The organism is Mesorhizobium sp. M0166 (genome assembly GCF_040322255.1).
GTDB lineage: Bacteria > Pseudomonadota > Alphaproteobacteria > Rhizobiales > Rhizobiaceae > Mesorhizobium.
The window spans coordinates 14,152-33,523 of the sequence record NZ_JAMYTD010000056.1; the positions used below are offsets into that span (position 1 = coordinate 14,152).

17 protein-coding genes are annotated in these 19,372 nt (G+C 58.6%); 8 read left to right on the plus strand and 9 right to left on the minus strand.

The window, feature by feature from the left end:
* Positions 1-6: 6 nt before the first annotated feature.
* Together NKJ46_RS31885 and NKJ46_RS31890 are read left to right on the plus strand one after the other, a co-directional pair.
* Entirely contained in the window at positions 7-2,115 is a 2,109-nt protein-coding gene (locus NKJ46_RS31885; RefSeq protein ID WP_352670897.1) for an ADP-ribosylglycohydrolase family protein, read from the plus strand.
* Positions 2,115-3,239 carry an ABC transporter ATP-binding protein gene (locus NKJ46_RS31890; RefSeq protein ID WP_352670900.1) on the plus strand — a complete coding sequence of 375 codons (1,125 nt, stop codon included), beginning with the start codon at positions 2,115-2,117 and terminating at the stop codon, positions 3,237-3,239. Before NKJ46_RS31885 ends, NKJ46_RS31890 begins: the two co-directional genes overlap by 1 nt.
* Here the strand turns inward: NKJ46_RS31890 and NKJ46_RS31895 are convergent.
* From NKJ46_RS31895 to NKJ46_RS31910, 4 genes are all read right to left on the minus strand, one after another.
* Positions 3,187-4,260: an SLAC1 family transporter gene (locus tag NKJ46_RS31895; RefSeq protein ID WP_352670903.1), complete on the minus strand. Its 1,074-nt coding sequence runs from the start codon at positions 4,258-4,260 to the stop codon at positions 3,187-3,189. The two genes, NKJ46_RS31890 and NKJ46_RS31895, sit on opposite strands and share 53 nt — an antisense overlap.
* Before the next feature lie 97 nt (positions 4,261-4,357).
* Positions 4,358-5,083, minus strand: a complete 726-nt coding sequence (locus tag NKJ46_RS31900) for a sensor histidine kinase (RefSeq protein ID WP_352670906.1) — start codon at positions 5,081-5,083, stop codon at positions 4,358-4,360.
* Positions 5,084-5,189: 106 nt separating this feature from the next.
* Positions 5,190-5,771 carry a HupE/UreJ family protein gene (locus tag NKJ46_RS31905; RefSeq protein ID WP_352670908.1) on the minus strand — a complete coding sequence of 194 codons (582 nt, stop codon included), beginning with the start codon at positions 5,769-5,771 and terminating at the stop codon, positions 5,190-5,192.
* Positions 5,772-5,851: 80 nt separating this feature from the next.
* A complete protein-coding gene (locus NKJ46_RS31910) occupies positions 5,852-6,832 on the minus strand; it encodes a DUF4331 family protein (RefSeq protein ID WP_352670911.1) in 981 nt (326 codons plus the stop codon).
* A gap of 306 nt (positions 6,833-7,138) precedes the next feature.
* Between NKJ46_RS31910 and NKJ46_RS31915 the strand changes: the two genes are divergently transcribed.
* Positions 7,139-8,902: an MOSC domain-containing protein gene (locus NKJ46_RS31915; RefSeq protein ID WP_352670913.1), complete on the plus strand. Its 1,764-nt coding sequence runs from the start codon at positions 7,139-7,141 to the stop codon at positions 8,900-8,902.
* Between the two features lie 58 nt (positions 8,903-8,960).
* Here the strand turns inward: NKJ46_RS31915 and NKJ46_RS31920 are convergent, their stop codons facing one another.
* The 4 genes from NKJ46_RS31920 to NKJ46_RS34910 all read right to left on the minus strand — a co-directional run bounded on the left by NKJ46_RS31920 (position 8,961) and on the right by NKJ46_RS34910 (position 12,988).
* A complete protein-coding gene (locus NKJ46_RS31920) occupies positions 8,961-10,013 on the minus strand; it encodes an alpha/beta fold hydrolase (protein ID WP_352670928.1) in 1,053 nt (350 codons plus the stop codon).
* Positions 10,014-10,151: 138 nt separating this feature from the next.
* A complete protein-coding gene (locus NKJ46_RS31925; protein WP_352670930.1) occupies positions 10,152-11,444 on the minus strand; it encodes an epoxide hydrolase family protein in 1,293 nt (430 codons plus the stop codon).
* A gap of 228 nt (positions 11,445-11,672) precedes the next feature.
* Positions 11,673-12,329 carry a VOC family protein gene (locus NKJ46_RS31930; RefSeq protein WP_032919884.1) on the minus strand — a complete coding sequence of 219 codons (657 nt, stop codon included), beginning with the start codon at positions 12,327-12,329 and terminating at the stop codon, positions 11,673-11,675.
* Between the two features lie 461 nt (positions 12,330-12,790).
* A complete protein-coding gene (locus NKJ46_RS34910) occupies positions 12,791-12,988 on the minus strand; it encodes a thioredoxin domain-containing protein (RefSeq protein ID WP_502903485.1) in 198 nt (65 codons plus the stop codon).
* A gap of 382 nt (positions 12,989-13,370) precedes the next feature.
* Here NKJ46_RS34910 and NKJ46_RS31940 point away from each other — a divergent pair, with 382 nt between their 5' ends.
* Both NKJ46_RS31940 and NKJ46_RS31945 read left to right on the plus strand, forming a co-directional pair.
* A complete protein-coding gene (locus NKJ46_RS31940) occupies positions 13,371-13,664 on the plus strand; it encodes a hypothetical protein (RefSeq protein WP_352670915.1) in 294 nt (97 codons plus the stop codon).
* A 269-nt stretch (positions 13,665-13,933) separates the two neighbouring features.
* Positions 13,934-14,089, plus strand: a complete 156-nt coding sequence (locus NKJ46_RS31945) for a hypothetical protein (protein WP_352670917.1) — start codon at positions 13,934-13,936, stop codon at positions 14,087-14,089.
* 163 nt (positions 14,090-14,252) lie between these two features.
* On the opposite strand, the gene NKJ46_RS31950 is transcribed toward NKJ46_RS31945, so the two are convergent.
* Positions 14,253-14,624, minus strand: coding sequence for a hypothetical protein (locus tag NKJ46_RS31950; RefSeq protein WP_352670919.1), 372 nt, complete (start codon positions 14,622-14,624; stop codon positions 14,253-14,255).
* A 306-nt stretch (positions 14,625-14,930) separates the two neighbouring features.
* Here NKJ46_RS31950 and NKJ46_RS31955 point away from each other — a divergent pair, with 306 nt between their 5' ends.
* From NKJ46_RS31955 to NKJ46_RS31965, 3 genes are all read left to right on the plus strand, one after another.
* Positions 14,931-16,004: an MBL fold metallo-hydrolase gene (locus tag NKJ46_RS31955; protein ID WP_032919871.1), complete on the plus strand. Its 1,074-nt coding sequence runs from the start codon at positions 14,931-14,933 to the stop codon at positions 16,002-16,004.
* Between the two features lie 323 nt (positions 16,005-16,327).
* On the plus strand, positions 16,328-17,398 hold the full coding sequence (locus NKJ46_RS31960; RefSeq protein ID WP_502903486.1) for an HlyD family secretion protein: 1,071 nt from the start codon (positions 16,328-16,330) through the stop codon (positions 17,396-17,398).
* Entirely contained in the window at positions 17,395-19,020 is a 1,626-nt protein-coding gene (locus NKJ46_RS31965) for an MFS transporter (protein WP_352670925.1), read from the plus strand. Before NKJ46_RS31960 ends, NKJ46_RS31965 begins: the two co-directional genes overlap by 4 nt.
* Positions 19,021-19,372 lie beyond the last annotated feature (352 nt).

A 19,372-nucleotide genomic window follows, 5' to 3' on the forward strand; every position in this document is an offset into this window, starting at 1 on the left:
TGAACGATGCAGTTTCCCAACGACTATCTCGAACGCGTCTATGCGGGCGTCCTCGGCAAGCTGGTGGGGGTCTATCTCGGCCGCCCTTTCGAGGGCTGGACGTACCAGAAGATAATGGCAGAGCTAGGCCCGATTGAATACTACGTGCATGAGCGCCTGAACCAGCCGCTCGTCGTCACGGACGACGATGTCGCGGGCACCTTCACATTCATTCGCGCGCTGGAAGACTATGGTATCAAGGCAAGCCTTTCGGCCGAGGAAATCGGCAAGGCCTGGCTCAACTACATCGTCGAAGAACGCGCGATCCTGTGGTGGGGCGGCAACGGCAATTCCACCGAACATACCGCCTGGCTGAATCTCAGGAAGGGTGTGCCCGCCCCGCAGTCCGGCTCGATTGAAACCAACGGTCAGGCCGTTGCCGAGCAGATCGGCGCGCAGATATTCATCGACGGCTGGGCCATGGTCGCGCCGCGCCAGCCCGAACTTGCCGCAAGGCTCGCCGAACAGGCCGGCAAGGTCAGCCATGATGGCGAATCCGTTTACGCCGCCATGCTCTGGGCAGCTATGGAGGCCGAGGCCTTCGGCTCCTCGGACATCGACCATCTGATCGATACCGGCCTGAGCCAGATACCCCAGGACTGCCTGATCGCCAAGCTGATCGGAGATATCCGGGCCTGGCACAAGGCGCATCCGGATTGGCGCGACACCCGTGAGAAGATCGAGCATCACTATGGCTACGACAAATATCCGGGCAACTGTCATGTCGTGCCGAACCACGCGCTGATGATCATGGCCGTGCTCTACGCGCCGCAGGATTTCCAGAAGGCACAGATGATCGTCAACACGTCGGGCTGGGATACTGATTGCAATGCCGGCAATGTCGGTTGCTTGCTCGGCATCATGAACGGGCTCGAAGGGCTGGAAGAGGGCCCCGACTGGCGCGGGCCGATCGCCGACCGCATGCTGATCTCGTCCGCCGACGGCGGCAACTCAATCAACGACGCGGTCCGCCAGGCCTATTTCCTCACCAATCTGGGCCTGCAGTTGGGCGGCAGGCGAAAGCTCGACGCTCCGAAGGCTGGCGCGCAGTTCCATTTCTCGCTGTCCGGCAGCCAGCAGGGCTTCAGGCCGCAGACCGGTCTTGCCGTCAGCCACGCGGTGCGCGTCGGCAACGCGGAGTTCGAGGGCAGCCGTGCTCTCACAATCGACTATGATGCATTAGGGCCCACGCAGGTCGCGGTGGTGACCAGTCCGACCTTCTCGCCGCGCGAAATGCTTAACATGCGTACTTACGACCTGATGGCGACGCCGCTCGTCTATTCCGGTCAAGTCGTGCGCGCTCGCATCATTGCCGATCAAAAGAACCGCGGTGCCGTCGCGGTAGGACTGCGGGCGCGCGTCTACGACGAGCACGACGAATTGCGCAATGTCGACGGCTCCCCGGAGATCATCGAGCCGGGCAAGGAGGCCGTTCTCGAATGGGTTCTCCCGGATACCGGCGGCCAGCCTATCGCCGAGCTCGGCCTGTCGATTTCCAGCACCGGCAAGCGCGCGGATGGTCGCTTGCTTGTCGACTTTGTCAGGTGGGATGGTACGCCTGAACTGACGCTGAAACGCCCGGCTGGTGACGGCGATTTCTGGCGGATGTCCTGGGTCAACGGCGCAGATTTCTTCTCCAAGCGTTATCCCGCCGCATTCCGGATCTCGCAGAACAACGGGGAAGGCATCATCATTCATGGCACGCGCCAGTGGGCCGATTACCAGGCGTCGGGCGATGTGATGATGCATCTCGGCAATTATGGCGGTCTGGCAATCCGGGCGCAGGGTCTACGCCGCTATTATGGCGCCCGCGTCACCCGCGACGGCAAGATGCAGATCGTTCGCGTCCGCGACGAGGACACCGAGGTGCTCGCTGAAACCAGCTTCAACACCGTATTCGAGAAGCCTATATCGATGAAAGTGGCGGCCAAGGGCGATCGCATTACCTTCGACGCCGACGGCAGTTCGCTGTTTGCGGAAGACAGAAGTCCGCACGCTTTGCACGACGGCGGCATCGGCTTGCTCGTACATGAAGGCGCCTTATCGTGCAATGAAATCCGAGTCGGAGCGGCCTGATGGCGAACGTTGCGATCGATAAAGCGCGCAAGGCATATGGTTCGGTCGAGGTGCTTCATGGCGTCTCTGTCGACATCCACGACGGCGAGTTCATGGTGCTCGTCGGCCCGTCCGGTTGCGTTAAATCGACGCTTCTGCGGATGATCGCGGGTCTGGAAAACATCACCGGCGGAACGATCGGCATCGGCGGGCAGGTCGTCAATGATCTGCCTCCGAAGCAACGCGACATCTCCATGGTGTTCCAGAATTACGCGCTCTATCCGCATATGACAGTGGCGGAGAACATGGCGTTTTCGCTGACGCTGGCCGGCGCACCAAAAGATGTGAAGCAGAAGCGCGTAGCGGAAGCTGCTGAGATACTGGGACTGACGCCGCTTCTCGATCGCTATCCGCGCCAGCTGTCGGGCGGCCAGCGCCAGCGCGTGGCCATGGGTCGATCAATCGTTCGCAAACCGCAGGTCTTCCTGTTCGACGAGCCGCTCTCCAATCTCGATGCAAAGCTGCGCGTCGCCATGCGCGCCGAAATCAAGAGCCTGCACCGCAGGCTTGCCACGACCATTGTCTACGTGACCCATGACCAAGTCGAAGCCATGACCATGGCTGATCGGATTGTGGTGATGAATGGAGGCCGTATCGAACAGATCGGCCGGCCGCTCGATCTCTATGACGACCCGCAGAGCATGTTCGTTGCCGAATTCATCGGCTCACCGTCCATGAACCTGCTGAAAGGCCACTTCGGAAGCGCCAATGGCCGGCCCGTTTTCATGGCCGATGGAGGCGCCATACTGCCGCTGCCCGACAGCGTTTCAAGGCCATCCGGCACGGAAGCGGTTTACGGTATCAGACCGGAATGTTTCACTATCGCACCGCCAGGTTCGGGTATCCCGGCCCAGGTCATTGTCGTTGAGCCACTCGGCCCGGAAACGCACGTGACCGCGAGCGTCGGAGGACAGACCGTGGTGACTATGTTTCACGAGCGGATCAACGTGCAACCCGACGAAACGATCTGGCTGCGGTTGCAGGCCAATCGCGTCTGCTTGTTCGACACCACCGGACGACGATTGCAGTCTGCTATCGCCCCGCTTGCCCGCCTAGAGGCGCGGGAAGTAATGAGCCGGTCATAGCCAATATGATGGTTTTAACGGTTAGCCACGCAATTAGCACGTTTGCGGCAGCAAAAAATGGAAGAGCCAAGGCGGTCGCCAAACCTGTGTCGCCACGGATGGCGAGTTTTTCAATCGTTGTTGCCAACGCGGTGGCGCCGAAGCTTACGCTCCAAAGACCGGCAGAAAAACGGCGGACAATCCGCGGGAGAACGCCGCCGACGATAACTGCCTGCAGCATTGCGTAGCCGATAAGACAGTGGACAAATACGTCTCCTGGGGTACCTGACAAGTTAGTATAAGCGAGCGAGCAGACCGCCGGAGGGGCGAGCTGGACCCCCAGGGTCGACCGAATCTGTTCTTGAAGCGGCTCGCCAAAATAGAGCCGATAGAACAACACGGAATCGATTGTGAGCCACGAAAACAGACCCGCACCCAACGCTAGTTGCGCCCATTCAGAATGTCCAAATGTCGATAGGCCAATGCTGAGGACGAACGACCCGGCGGCAACAGGCAAGTACAAGGCTGGCGTCGCGTCAGACAGAGCGATTGCCGATTTCCAAATCAATTGCGAATGCCAAAGACCAAATCCGACCGCCACTGCCCCGCCGATGCACAGGAGTATGGTCGAGCTCGCCGCGCTGAACGGCAATATACTCACTGCGGTTAGCATCATCCCGATTCCCGCTAGACCAGGAAAGCAGTTCTGAACGGGATCCGCGAGTTCTGCTCGCACCGCGACCGGCGCGAACCACAACTTCAATCCATAGAACGTCAAGAGGGCTGCCCATAGGCACGTTGCCACTATGACCACCGCCAGAACAATTCCGTCGGGAACTGTCCACAGTTGATGCGCAACCTGCCACATGACGGCGAAAGAACTTGTCCCAAGGCCGATGGCAAAAAATGAGGCCGGAAACCGAGCTATTAAAGATCGCTCTGTCTGCGGAGGGATCATCGCCTCGCGCTCCGCTGCCACCGCTCCTTCGGAGCGCACCCCACTCAGTTGGGCGACGCCGTCTGATTCGGATCGCGCCTTCACAGTTGCACCTCACATCCTAGCGTCGAAGCCATCGAGCTTTGCCAACAAACGACCAACTGAATGGGCGACCGGTCACACGCCCTCTACCTTCACGCCCCTAATGCATCGCGGGCAATTTCAACGTCACTGTCGTGCCTGACCCAAGCGTACTCTTAAGATCGATACTCCCTCCGAAATCTTCGACGAAACGTTTCACCATCGGCAATCCAACGCCACCGAGGCCTTCGCCTTTCGTCGTGAAGAAGAGATCAAACGCCCGCATCATGGTGTCGCTGGTCATTCCAATACCGCGGTCTTCAACACGAATGTCCACCTGGCTGGAGTTCTCCGATTCTGAGGCGCTAACTGAAATCAAACCACCGTCAGGCATTGCATCGCGCGCGTTGAACAGAAGGTTGAGGACCGCATTTTGCAATCCAACCCGATCGCACCGTACCAAAGGTAGGTCGGAGGCGACCCGAATCTCGAGATGGACGTTTGCGTCCCAAGCGCTGCGAATAACGGAATGTAGGTCCGCCAAGCAAACCCCCACGTTCGCATACGCAATTTCCCCTTGGATTTCTCCGGCTGTCCTGATGGTCTGCCTAACAAGGCAACCCGCTCGTTCCAAAGCGGTTTTGGCGCCACCAATTACAAACCCCACGCCCGGAGTCGTTGCGATATTCGGGTCGCGGCCCAGGTGATTCAACGCGGATAGGGCGACCTGAATGAGATTCCCTAGGTCATGGACGATACCGGCTCTCGACATCTGCGAGGCTAAACGTCCCTGAACAACATCTCCCCGCACGGTAAACACATTTTGATCTGCGTCTGGATCTGACATTCCATTCCTCCGCACGCTCAGTCGCCACGGCTTGCCTTCTGAAGGCCTGCCCGCAACATCGCCAAGAACAATCCAACCGAATGGCGAAAACACCGCGGGTCCGGACTCAAAGAACTCCCGTGCACAATCCGAGGCCGACGGCCATACAAGTCGCGCCAACAAGACGATTGACCGGACCCGGCGCCAAGCGTTGCAAAGTAAGTGCCAAACCGATGCCGCCGGCATGCAACGTGGCGGTGGCGAGCGCAAAACCCGCGACGTACTCCAGCCCGTTCACCGTATGGGCGACCTCGGCTCCGTGAGCATGTCCATGCAGTAGCGCAAAAAGCCCGATGATCGCGGCGCCGACCCATAAAGGCGGGTTCACCGCCAACCCCACCATGAGCCCCAGCACGACGACTGAGGCCAGAATGCCGGGTTCGACAAAGGGCAAAGCGATCTGTACCAGGCCGAGCACGCCGCCGATCAGCATAACTGCGACAAAAGTCAGCGGCCACGCCCAGAGCGCGCGGTTACCCTTGACGGCGGCCCACACGCCAACTGCCACCATAGCGGCAATATGATCGAGGCCACCTAGCGGATGAGCGACGCCGGCCGCGAAGGAAGCGGCCGAACCGATACCCGAATGCGCCGAGGCCGGCATCACAAAGGCTGCGGTTAGAGCTATGCAGGTTGGGATCAATCGCATCGTACTCTCCTTTTAAGACAAATAGTCCCGTGTCTGCCCGCAAAAGGAGCAGGTCTGCGCCGATGTGAGATGGGATGCGATCAACCGTAGGCGCCATGCGGCGGCCCTAGGTAGGGGAACTCGGCAAGCAGATCGCTATGCGCCCCAACTCCGTCCCCCGCCAACTTGCCGTTCGTAAGGACGGCCATGAAAGCGTCCGCCGTGTCGTCCGTCAGTGTCCTGCCATTTTCCGGAAAGGACGCACGCCGGCTCGGGTCATAGGGCATGATATCCGGCAACAATGTCCTTGCCACACGCTCGGCTTCATCCGGTAGATATCCACCAGTGTGCTCAAGCGCGTGTGCGAACACTGCGACAAACCGGGCGTCATCTGCAGGTTCGCCGGCGAGATAAGCCTCTTGCTGCTCACCGGGCAGGAATACTGCCTGCTGGGGGCGCGCACCCCGTTCGACCTGCACCCAACCCTCACTTTGCTTGTCCAGCGTGCGTGCCCACAGACCAACCGGTTTGGTCCCCAACGCGGAGTTGGGCACTTCCAGAACGATGCTGCAGACGTTTTTGTCACAGAAGAAATCAGCACCAGTGAAATGCAGATCATTTATGGCACCCAAGGTATCAAAGAAAAATGCTTCGCTTCGCCAACCCGCGAAAAAACGATAGTCGCCGGCCTCGGCCACTTGCGCATCCCTGCCCGTCGACACCGGGGCCTCCAGAAAGACAACCTCTCCACCGTCGTCTGTCCCAGCGGCTAGTATGCCCTCAACCCGCCGTACCGTGGCAGTCTGCATCGCTCCTGGTAAAGCTGAAACGCGGACTCGATACGCGATATCGGCGACCGCATCGCCATTGGTGTCAATTTTGATCTCATAAAGGCCGTCAGGCGAGAACGGTTCGTTAGTGGTAGGCTCCGGATGGATTACCGTAGAGGACGGATGCACATTCATGATCAGGATCGACTTCCCCGCGTCCCCCGGTTTCGGAAAGGCATACAGATCGGTGAGATCCAGCCGCGCGTCTGCCTGCGGGAAGCCGAAGTTGGGACCTGAATAATGATGTGACATCGTCATAGGCTCCTCTGCATCAAATTCGCGACACAAGGTCCAAAATCAGCATGACACGCGTCAGAACAGCCTTCACCGAAAAGCAAGAGCCCACACGCATATCTATCAAATAGACCTCAGTTCGAAAGTATTGCCAGCAGGCAGAAAAAGAATATATGGCACTATGGTATTATCGATACTTTGGTGTCACTCGTCTCGATGGCCCATGCAATGCTATTCTCTGCTGGTGGGTCGGAACGTCAGAATCCCTGGTTGAGGGGTCGCTGCGTGAATTCGCTGGCATTGGCTGGCTGAAAGGACCGAGTGATGGCTCGTTTGCTGTCCGTCAATGTGGGCTTGCCGCGTGGCATTCCATGGCGAGGAAAGACCGTCGACACCGCGGTTTGGAAAACGCCAGTTCAAGGCCCACGTCAGGTACGCCGGCTCAACGTCGATGGCGATGGGCAAGGAGACGTGGCGGGGCACGGCGGCGAACAACGGGCGGTATTGGTGTATCAATGGGAATCCTATCGCTTTTGGCAAAGCGAGCTGGGCCGCAATGACTTCACCTACGGGCAGTTTGGCGAGAATTTCACGGTCGATGGCCTGCCGGATCAGGACGTATGCATAGGTGATCGCTACCGGATCGGGAGCGCCTTGTTCGAAGTGACCCAACCCCGCGTCACCTGCTACCGAGTCGGTATTCGCATGAACGAGCCGCGCATGGCCGCGCTGCTGGTTGCACGGGGCAGACCCGGCTTCTATCTGCGCGTCCTGGAAGAAGGTCAAGTCGAGGCTGGAGATGAGATCGTCCAGGTGGGGATAGGCCCTGAGCGCATGACAGTGTCAGAGGTCAATGCGCTGCTATACTTGCCCGGTCACCCTCGCCGCCAGCTTGAACGGGCGCTGCGCATCCCGGCGCTGAGCACTGGCTGGCAAGGATCCTTCCAGGCTCTACTCTTACAAAACAAAAGTGGCGGTGCGACGACCGGAAATGCCGGGCTTGATCCAGCGTCCGGACCGCCTGCTGCCTGGGCCGGATTTCGCCCGCTGCGCGTGATGCACAAGATCCGCGAGAGCAGCAGTGTGATGTCACTGGTGCTAGAGCCCGTTGATGAATCTCGCCTCACTGCAGCTCTTCCAGGCCAGTTTGTCGTGCTGCGCCTACAGATGGCGACCGATGCGCCGGTACTGATGCGCAGTTACTCTTTGTCGAGTAAACCTGGTGAGCAATACTACCGAATAAGTGTCAAGCGGGAACTGCATGGTCTGGCGAGTGCCTACATCGACGACAAGGTCGAGATCGGCGACGTGCTGGACGTTAGCGCCCCACGTGGCAGCTTCACGCTTCGGTCCAACGATGGACCAATCGTGTTTCTAAGTGCTGGTGTAGGTGCGACTCCCGTTATCGCGATGCTTCATGCATTGGCGGCCGAGAACTCGGCCCGGGAAGTGTGGTGGCTCCGTGGAGCCCGGTGTGGCCACGAGCACCCTTTTGCCCAAGAGGTCCGAGACTTGCTCAAGGCCCTGCCTCACAGTCACAGCCATGTAAGCTTCAGCTCGCCCGATCGCGAGGATAGGCAAAGTGTCGATTTCGATGCCGCCGGACATTTGGACATCGAGGTGCTCCGAGAACTGGACGTGCCTCGCCATGCCAACTTCTATATCTGCGGGCCGTCGGCCTTTATGGGCGACCTGAGCGCAGGCCTTGCAGCCTGGGGTGTCACCGCGGACCAAATCCACATGGAGCTGTTCGGCCCAAGTCCCGCGATTACCCCGGGCATTGCTACCTCTCCAATCCGGCCGCCGCATTTACCTGACGAACCTTCCAGTGCGGGACCTCTCGTTTCGTTCGCGCGGAGTGGCTTGAGCGTCCATTGGGGTTCGAGTTTTCAGAGCCTGCTTGAACTTGCTGAAGCGTGCGACGTCCCCACCCGATGGTCGTGCCGCACGGGTGTCTGTCACACTTGCGAGACCGGGCTTGTGACTGGAACGGTCGAGTACCAGCCCGATCCAATCGATCCACCCGCGACCGGCAACACGTTGATCTGCTGCTCCCGGCCAACCGGTGATGTCGTCCTTGATCTCTGAAGTCGCAAGATATGACGTCATTGCGGCGCATGTGGCAGTCGATTTCAGCGCCGGGCAGTCACGTGGCCGCACCGACTTCGATCACTGCGTCGGCAAATGCCTGCGGCGCTTCCTGAGGGAGATTGTGCCCTATGCCGCCGGTGATCAAACGATGGGAGTATCTCCCTGAGAACATCTTCGCATAAACGCTGGCTTCCAGATGGGGAGCACCATTGGCGTCACCCTCCAGAGTGATCGTGGGGACGGCTATGACCGGCGACTGCGCAAGTCGCTTCTCCAGATCCTCATAATGAGGCTCGCCTTCGGCCAGACCGAGACGCCAGCGGTAATTGTGGATGACGATCGCCACATGATCAGAATTGTCGAACGCGGCCGCGCTGCGCTCGAAACTAGCATCGTCGAAGTTCCAGCGCGGCGAAGCGAGACGCCATATTAGCTTCGCGAAATCGCGAGTATATTTCTCATAACCGGCGCGACCACGATCCGTCGCAAAGTAGTACTGGTACCACCACTGCAATTCCGCGCTCGGCGGCAATGGCTGCCTGCCTGCCTGCTGATTGCCGATTAGATAGCCGCTCACCGAAACCATAGCGTTGCAGCGCTCTGGCCACAGTGCAGCGACTATGTTGGCCGTTCGCGCGCCCCAATCGCACCCAGCGATAGTGGCCCGTTCGATTCTCAGGGCATCCATCAGGGCAATAACATCCACGGCGACCGCCGACTGCTGGCCGTTGCGCATGGTCTCGTCGGAAAGAAACCGAGTTGTGCCGTAGCCGCGTAGATATGGCACGATCACTCGATAGCCCTTTGAAGCCAACAGGGGCGCTGCGTCAGCGTATGTGTGTATGTCGTACGGCCAGCCATGGAGTAGTACGACGGCCGGGCCGGCGGCAGGGCCCGTCTCGGTGTATCCGATGCTGAGCAATCCGGCATCAATCTGCTTCAACGAACCGAACGACATTTGAGCCGCTTTCGTGACGAGGTTTTTGCCTGGATTGTTCACAGCCGAACCCGCCAGTGCAGGCTTGCCTGTCCCCAGTTCGAAGGCAGTCATAGCCGCAAAGGCCGTGCCGAGTAAGCGGCGGCGATTGTGGTCAATTTGTTGTGGCATGCCGTCCATTTTCAAGCCTTCTCAGGGAAATGGTTGTCCGTTCTTGCCCCACGTGCAACTCAAATGCGCGGCCGGGTGGGGGGCGACCCGGCCGCGCTACTGGGCAAAGGCGATGCGGGGAGAATCGCCTCTTTCGCCTCAGATTGTTCGGCGTAGCGGTCTGAACGCCTCCCTGAGCTCAGTAGAGAAGACGTAAGGCTGCTCCCACGCCGCGAAATGGCCGCCTCTATCCACTTCCTTCCAATAAATGAGGTTACCGAAGCTTCTATCGCACCAACTCCGCGGTGCGCGGTAGATCTCGGCCGGATACACGGTGACCGCCACAGGGACTTTCGGGATGTCAAACGCATCAAACGGACCACCGCCTGCTTGCGCGCCTTCCCAATACGACCGCGATGATGAAGCTCCCGAGTTGGTAAACCAGTAGAAAGAGATGGCATCAAGCATCTCGTTGTAGGTGAAGATCCGTTCTGGCTCCCCGTCGCTATCGGTCCACTCCGCGAACTTGTCGTAGAAATACGCTGCCATTGCGACCGGAGAATCGGAGAGGGCATAGCCGATGGTTTGCGGGCTCTGATTCATCATCGCCGCGTAACCGAAACCGTCGCGGTAGAAATGCAGCAGCCGATCATAGGCGCTCTTCTCCCGATCCGATAATTCCACCGGCGCCGGGTCGAAATTACGGAGATGCCGAAGAATACTCGGCGGTACACTCCCAGGCATATTAACATGAATGCCGAGAAGACCTTTCGGAGCCTGAACGGCCAAGAACTGCGAAACGATTGCGCCCCAGCCGCCTCCCTGCGAGACGTACTCGTTGTAATCCAGCCTGATCATTAGCTCATGAAACGCGCCAGCTATCCGCGCCGGCCCCCAACCGGTCGCAGTCGGCTTACCCGAAAAACCGTAGCCCGGCATCGTCGGAACGACGAGGTGAAATGCATCTTCTAGCCGCCCCCCATGCGCAGTGGGATTGGTCAGCGGGCCTATGACTTTCAAAAGTTCCACAATCGAGTCAGGCCAACCATGCGTCATAAGCAATGGCATCGCACTCTCGTGTGGTGAGCGAATATGCGCGAATTGAATATCCAATCCGCCAACACTGGTAATGAACTGCGGCAATTTATTCAGTTTCGTCTCAACCTTGCGCCAGTCATAACGGCTGCCCCAATACTCGACCAGCGTTTGCAGCTTTGCGAGTTGGACGCCCTGGGAGCGATCATTGACGGTCTCCCGTTCCGGCCATCTTACGGCTTTGATACGCCGACGAAGATCTGCAAGGGCCCATGTCGGGACGTGAATACTGAACGAGCGGATGGATTCTTCCCCGGCCGCTGCCTGCAAAGCTCTAGGCACCAGGTTGGCAGTTCCAACTGCGGCGGCCGCAACAATGACATCGCGCCGAGTTGGTGATAGCGATATCGCCGACATCATTTCTTCCTCGCTCAACCCAATCTATTCAAATATAAGTTTGAACATCCACCTCCAAACTGCGTAAAGCTATTGCACGATGGTATTGGCAATACTTTCTGGTTGGTGAGGAGCAAGCAAGCGAGAATTATCGATCCGTGCCGGTCTCGGACTGCCAGGGTCTCGCGCGGTATGGGGGTCAACACCTCTCCCGCATCCCTCGCGCGACCTGACCAACTACGCCGCTGCTCACGTCGGCAGCGGCTGTCCCGTCTGTTCCGCTACCATGTACCCGGCGTACCAATCGGGCCAGTTCTCATCCCGTTCTCCGCCCCTCCGCTTCTCATGCTCGCCATGGGCCGCTGCCGCACGCCGGAGCGCGGCCTCGAGCTCGACCGACGTGGCGAACGTCGTGGCCGCGTCTACTCGTCCAGGCAGTCGCGTGGTGATTTCCTGTAGCAGCCACGCGTTGCCATCGGGATCCTTGAACGAGGTAAAGGAGTTGTAGCTGCGCCGCTCCGGATCTCTGCCTTTGATCGCTGGCTGTCCCGGCCCTGTGCGGTATGACACTTCGGTCGCGTCGACCCCGTAAGCCACGAGTTCGGCGTACGCTGCTTCAATATCGGATACGACGAGATAGAGTCCCTGTACCGAGCCGGGCACCGCTGACGTGATGCCGGTCCCGAAGTGGATCGAACTCGCTGAACCTTGAGGCGTGAACTGGACGACCCGAAATGTGTCACCGACGGCGAAGTCGGCGTCGAGCCTCCAACCTAGGCCGCCATAGAAGCGCTTGGCTCGCTCGACATCGGAAACGGGAATGACGACGACCTCGAGCTTCATGTCAATTGCCGGCGTTTCCTGACGATTGGTTGCGTCTTTGGCGCTCACTACATCATCGCTCATATCAAGCTCCTTCGGTTCGACGGCAAGACCTACCCAACTGCGCACACGAGAGCAGAGCCACGCGGCCCCATCAATTGCTCGATGGTATTGGTCAACGCCGTTCCACTGTTCCCCGTGACTGGATTGAGCCGCCGCCTCACCGCAGGGCACGCGAGTTCGGGTAGAATCATCCTCGTGCGTCCACGCCTCGAGCGTCCCGGGAAGGGCACCAACGATCCCAGCACTCGCCATCGCGGCAATGAACTCGCGCTCCGCGGGCAATAGCGATCTTGTTGGCACGCCTGCGCCCTCATTCGTTATCAATAGAAAAGCTAGGTCTATCGTTTGGGCAAGGTTATTCCATTGCACGTTGGTATCGTCGAACCCTCGCGGAAGCCAAGACCTCCCTCCCCCGATTGCCCTTCCGCATCGCTGCCGGAGTTATGACCACGCAGTCGTGAGTCCGCGCGTTGTCTCGTCATCTATCCGAAAGTAAAGGCGTAGGCCCGCACACCAGCGTCGCAGAACTCAACATAGAATGCACGCCGTGCTCGATTGCCGAACGCTCGCCATATTCCGTAGTCGTTGTCGAGAGCAACCGGGTAGCCGACCGCAAGCAATTCCGATTGCTTGCGCACGTCGACGAAGTTTTTCTCGTAGGCGAATTCGGGCGTATGCACTCCGATGACGAAAGTCCACGATCCCGGTATTTGTCGGCCCAAGCACGGAGATACGGGAGTGCTCTCAAGCTGTTATGCAAGAGTGCGTCCAGAAATTCACGAGAACAACCTTGCCCTGTAGATCTTCAGGACGAAGCGGCCGAAGCAATTGGAGAGCTGAGCAAGAACGGCCGATCGCACACGTCGGCAAGCGCACCTCGGATCAGCATCTCTCAACCGACCCTATGCCAAAGTATCGACGACACCATCGCACAATAGATTCACGTCGACCTACGGATACATAACAATTTGTCCGGGGAGTTTCGGTCAACGGAAGTGAAGATCAGATCGTCATCACGGTCGTCCGGCGGACGATTGTTTCATTAACGAGAAGGAATTCGTCATGAACATCAAAGCTAAATGTCTTGTCGCAGCATTTGCAGTCTCAGTACTCGGCGGAAGCGCGCTCGCGGGCGCTCTCGACGTTATCGATCCCATCAACAAGCAGACGTTCTACACCGGTTCCATTCGCGAATTGAACCACACGAATCCCATCATGAGAACCAGATTCAAGGCGGCTCTCGCAACTCTGCCACAGGCGAAGCGCAGGGCGATGATGAGAGAATGCCAGGACGCGGCAATGACCAAACCTTACGCTGAGTTCTGTGCGGACCTGAATGCTCTTGCCGGCTCATGATCCTCCAAGCCAGGGTGGTGAACCCCGTCTGAGCCGAAGAGTGGCGGGCGTAGCGCCCGCCACTGCTGTTTCGAAGCCTCCTACGCCAGGAAATCACGCCCTCCGTCTCTTCTCATCGAGCCGCCGGGTGCGCCCTTGGGAGGCGGCCAGGCGACATCCATCGGCGTCTTCTGGTGAAGCCGCTTGCTCTTTCAGTCTTTGGCGGAGTGGCTTTTGCCGACGCACTCGATGTGGTCGACAACATTTGACCGTTCTACACCGATGCCGGCATGAAAACGCTCAAGCCGAGAGCTGAGTTCAAGACAGCGTTCATGTCAATGCCGCAGGCAAAGCGCGAGATGATGATGAGAGAACGCCAGGACGCAGCCATGGGCAAGCCTCACGCCGAATTCTACGCGGACGTGAATCCCCTCGCCGGTTCGTGATTCACTGAGGCAAATATGACGCGCCCGAGCAAAGCGCTCGACCATCATTCGTGGTGCTGCCTGCCGAAGCAACTTGTATCAGCTTGGTGCCGCCGACCAGTTCTGCCACTCCCCAGCGGTTCTGCGACGGTCCGCCCCTGAGACTGATCGGGTCGTTTCATTGTCAGAAAATTACATTCGCCGCGGCAATCGCAATCCACAATCCAAATAGCGGCACCAGAATCCATCGCGCTTGCCTCACACTGCTCTCGGTGGCCCATGAAGCCCCACCTCGTACCTTGCGGGTTGGGAGTTCGATGTCACGTCGTGAAAGATTGGCTATGATTGGCTCAAGTCGGACAAAATTGTCCGAAAGCTGTTCTGCCCGGTATCCATAGGCCCCGAATGTTGCGGTCATACCGAACCGATCCGCCGACTTTGTGGTATCAGGGACATGAGTTTCCTCCACGTCCGCGCCATGGGCGGTACGCGATCCTTCAAAGCTCGTCATGACGAGAAGTTGCCTCCCGTCGATTGAAATACCATTGGCATGCAATTTTCCGCTCCTGTCGATCCCGCTATATTAGATGGGATGCAGATCGACCAGGAATGGCGGGAATTCTATTGTACGATAGTCTCGGCAATACTTTACGCCATTCAAGGCAGCGAGGTCGCCAGCCCAGGCAGTCATGGATCCAACACGGCATCGGCTGCCTTGGCCGCTCGATCCGGAACTAACGGAGGCAAAGGTCGGTAGGATATCTCTGATACCATGGTGTCCGCGATACCTAAGGATAATAACTTGCCGCGGAGTTATGAGCAAAGTCTTCCCGCACGCATTAATCAAAGCAGGAGGTTTGCTGTGCTTGTCTATCGTTCCACCCTTTTGACCGTCGCTGCGAAGATCGGTTCTGTTGCAATCGGTGTTGGACTTGGGTTGGCACCCATCGAAGGGGTCCGCGCCGAGACCCTGCCAGGGCAGCCTGGCGCGCCTTATCAGAGTATGCCGTCGCTCGCGCCGATAGGCACGCGCGTTGACCACTACCTTCCGATTCCCAAGGAAGACGTAACTCCAGCCATCGACCCGAAGAAGGGATACCGGACCCAACAGTTAGGCCGTGGTCTCTATATGGTCACCGACAACGGCTATCAGTCGATGTTCCTGGTATACGAATCAGGCGTCGTCGTGGTCGACGCACCTCCGGGATACTCGGCCCATATACGCCGGGCTATCGCGGAGGTGACCGACCGACCGATCACACATGTCGTCTATAGCCATGCGCACGTAGATCACATTGGCGGCGTAGACGACCTCGGCGGTCATCCAATCATCATCGCCCAAGAAGAGACCTTGCATCTGCTCGAACGGGCGAAGGATCCAAGGCGCCCTGTGCCTACGGTCACGTTCAAGGATCACTATACGCTGAAGGTCGGCAGTCAGATTCTGGACCTGAGCTATCCCGGCAGCAGTCCCCATGAGCCAGGGAACATCTTCATCTATGCTCCCGAACAGAAGGTTCTGATGGTGGTCGATGTGATCTTCCCCGGCTGGATGCCTTGGCGTCGTTTCGCGCTTGCCAAGGACATCCCCGGTTACTTCGACCAGGTGGCGTACATCGACACATTGCCGTTTGAAACGCTCGTCGGAGGCCACGTCAATCGCGTGGGCACTCATTCCGATGTGCGGACGCAGCTCGAATTCATGAATGACCTGAAGGCGGCTGCCGCCGCTGCTCTCAAATCGACGCCCCCGGGCGAGGAAATGGAAGCCGAGGACAAGCCGAACCTCTGGGCTGTCTACGACAACTACATCGACCGTGTCGTTGTGAAATGCGTCAATGCCGTCACGCCCAAATGGCAATCTCGGCTGGCCGGCTATGACGTGTTCATCTGGGACCAGTGCTACGCGATGGAGCAGAGCCTTCGCATTGACTGAAGACCTGGTAACCAGAGAGTTCGGACGGGGTGGTCGTTATGTGACGGTCCCGCTTGGGGTGCCGCGATGTTTGGTCGCAAAGGATTTGCTGTCAGAGTCGACCAGGTCTGTGCGTCGCCGGCAATCCTCTGACATGGCCAGACAATTCGCAAGATCGAACGGGAGATTGGATGGTTGAGATGCTCCGAGCTGAAGTTTTTGAAGGACCCACCCCATCGGCGTTGAGGAGTGATGACGAATCGCAACCGACAGCGCCTCCCGCAGTATTTTCGCCAAAATCAACGGGAGCAGCAATAAGCCGGGCTCGCAAGATCGGTATCCTAATGGTGGCGAGTGTGACGATTTCTCTGTCGGCAGCCTGGGGTTGGCAATGGTATTTTCACGGTCGTTTTGAAGAAACGACCGACAACGCTTATGTCCGTGGTGACATAACGAGCATCGCGCCCAAGCTCTCCGGCTATGTGGTCGAAGTCGCAGTCGGCGACAACGCCGGCGTCAGCAAGGGAAGCTTGCTGTTTCGCATCGACGACAGTGACTACCGGGCGAAACTCGACCAAACGATTGCCACTCTGTCCACGCGACAGGCCGAGATCGCAAACATCGAAGCAACGCAAAAACTGCAAGATGCCTTGATCGAACAGGCAGTGGCGCAGGAGCGCTCGGTCTCGGCGGATTTGCTCCTCGCAAGAGCCAATCTTGACCGCTACACCGCGCTTCGAAAGAGCGGGACGGCCAGCGAACAAAAGCTCCAGGATGCGCAGACCGCGTTCGCAAAAGCCGAGGCTGGGGACAAAGCCGCGGCGGCCAATACTCTGGCGCAAAGGCTGAAGCTTGGCGTGTTCGATGCCCAACTCGCCGGCGCCCAAGCAGCGATGGCCCAGGCCAAGGCGTCTGTCAGCCTGGCGAGGATGGATCTCGCCAATACCGTTATAGAGTCGCCGATCGACGGTGTCATCGGCAACCGGCAAGTTCGCGTCGGCCGGTACGTCACGCCCGGCACCCCGGCGATGGACGTCGTTCCGGTCAAGGATGTATGGGTCGTCGCCAATTTCAAGGAGACCCAGCTCGATCGAGTGGAGATCGGGCAGCCTGTACAGGTGGTCATCGACGAGTACCCTGATGTTCAGATTGATGGTGTCGTCGATAGCTTCGCCCCGGGCAGTGGGGCTGCCTTCAGCCTGCTGCCACCGGACAATGCGACCGGCAACTTCATCCGCGTCGTCCAGCGCGTTCCAGTCAAGATAAGACTTACGCGCAATCCATTGCCTGGTCGGCTGGTTCCTGGACTCTCAGCCCGGATTGCCGTTCGGGTGGACAAGGAAACGAATCCCGCAACCGCCACTTCCGTCCCACCCGGTGATCTTGCAGAAAATCGAACCGGTATCGCACAATGACCTTTCACGTCGAACCGCTCCCGGTGCTGACCAAGCGGCCCGAGGTGCTCGGCGCCATACTGGTCTTGACCGGAGTTCTACTGACTGCCGTCATGGATTCGATCGCCAGCACGGCGCTCTCTATTGGGCGGCTGGATATGCTGGGCGACATACACGCCACGACGGACGAATTCGCGACTTTCGACATCGCCTTTGTCGCTGCCAAGGTGACCAGCTTTTTGGTCGCGCCTTTGTTTGTCGCAGCGCGAGGGCCAACGCCTTGTTTGCGCGCCGGCGCGGTTGCGCTTCTCTTGGCGTCGGCCGCAATGACATCTTCGGTCGATATCGCCTGGATTGACGCTTGCCGCATCGTTCAAGGTTTCGCCGGCGGGACCGTGCTCGTGGCGGGCCAGACATTGCTGTTCTTTCGCTTCCCGAGTCGTCAGCAACCGATTGTGCAAGCTCTCTTGGCCCTCGGCTCCGTAATGGCCCCAACGACAGTGACACCAGCGCTCCAAGGTTGGCTTGTCGACCACCTGTCGTGGGACTGGATATTCCTGAGTAACGTGCCAGTGGGCATTGTCGCCCTTGTGATGCTCGCGGCGGACCGCGGACGAACGTTCCGCCACGAAATCCGCACCCCCTACATCCAGATCGCGCTGGCTGGTATCGCCGCAGCCTCTTTGACTTACGTGTCGCAGCAAGGCAGCAGGTTCAACTGGTTCGACGACGGGCACATCATCCTTCTCACCGTGACCGGTCTGCTGGCGGTCATCCTCCTGCTGCTGTGGGAGTTCCAATTTGCATCGGATCGTCTGATACTTCCCGCGTCGCCTTTGGGTAATCCCGACTATTGCTTCGCCCTAGTCGTCAGTCTAGTAGCCGGATTTGCCTTGTCCGGCAGCGCTTTTCTCATCCCCGCCTTTGCCTTAAACGTCCTCAACTTCACAGCTACGGATGCGGGGGCTCTTCTTCTGCCGAGTGGAGCAATGCTGGGCTGTGCGCTGCTGGTTGCAGGAATCGGCGTAAAAAAAAGCGGAATACATCCGCTTGCCCTGGCTCCTCCCGGTGTCGTGTTTTTCGCCTCGGCAATGTGGTTCATGTCGGGTTCGACAAGCGACAGTGGAGCCGTGGATTTGGAGTTTCCGCTGCTGTTGCGCGGCTTTGGACTGGGTTTCCTGTTCGTGGGTTTGACGCTGTTTGCCCTCACGCTGCTTCCTGCCAAAGCGCTGCCCTTCGGCATCGGTCTTTTCGATCTTGGCAAGCAGGTTGGCGGTCTGGCGGGCACGGCTCTCCTGCAAACTTATCTCGACCAACAACTTGTCTACAACAGGACGATACTGGCATCACACCTGGGTGTTGGCGAGGTTGTCCTCGAGGAGCGCCTGAAGGCAGTGGCGGGCCAACTTGAGGCTAGGGGCCTCGACGGTGTTGTTTCTGGCAAAGTCGCGCTATCGGTTTTGCGCCAGGCTGTCGACAGGCAAGCCGTCACCATTTCCTTCAATGAAGCCTTCTTGGCGATTGTGCTGTTGTTCTTGGTAGCGGCGCCCTGCTTGATCCTCTGCAAAAGGCTGCTTAGCCTTCTATCAGCAGTCCAGGTAAATATATCGAGCCAGGCCGCTATCGCTGGCAAACGTCGGTGAACGCTATGCCTCGACGAGGTTTCCTAGAGGCGTGAGATAACCACTTTGCTGGTCGCGACGCGTGCCCGGCTGCGGCTGATCCGGCCAAAATGACGAAAGCTAAAATGTCCGGTTTCGTGGTTGGCGTAACGGCGATTGGGGTCCACCGGCGACAACAAGCGGCCGAATGCCTCGAGGGCAGAGACGTCCGTTCTTGCTGGTCATGCTCCAATCGAGAACCAGCTCCGTGGACCACAGCACTCAGTCAGCAAAGGAGTTAATCCTCTCAGTGTCCGTTCCAAAAAGAGTTGAGTGATTTCAGCAGGTTGTGATTCTGTCGGATTTGCGAGATTCGATGGAGATCACGATGGCC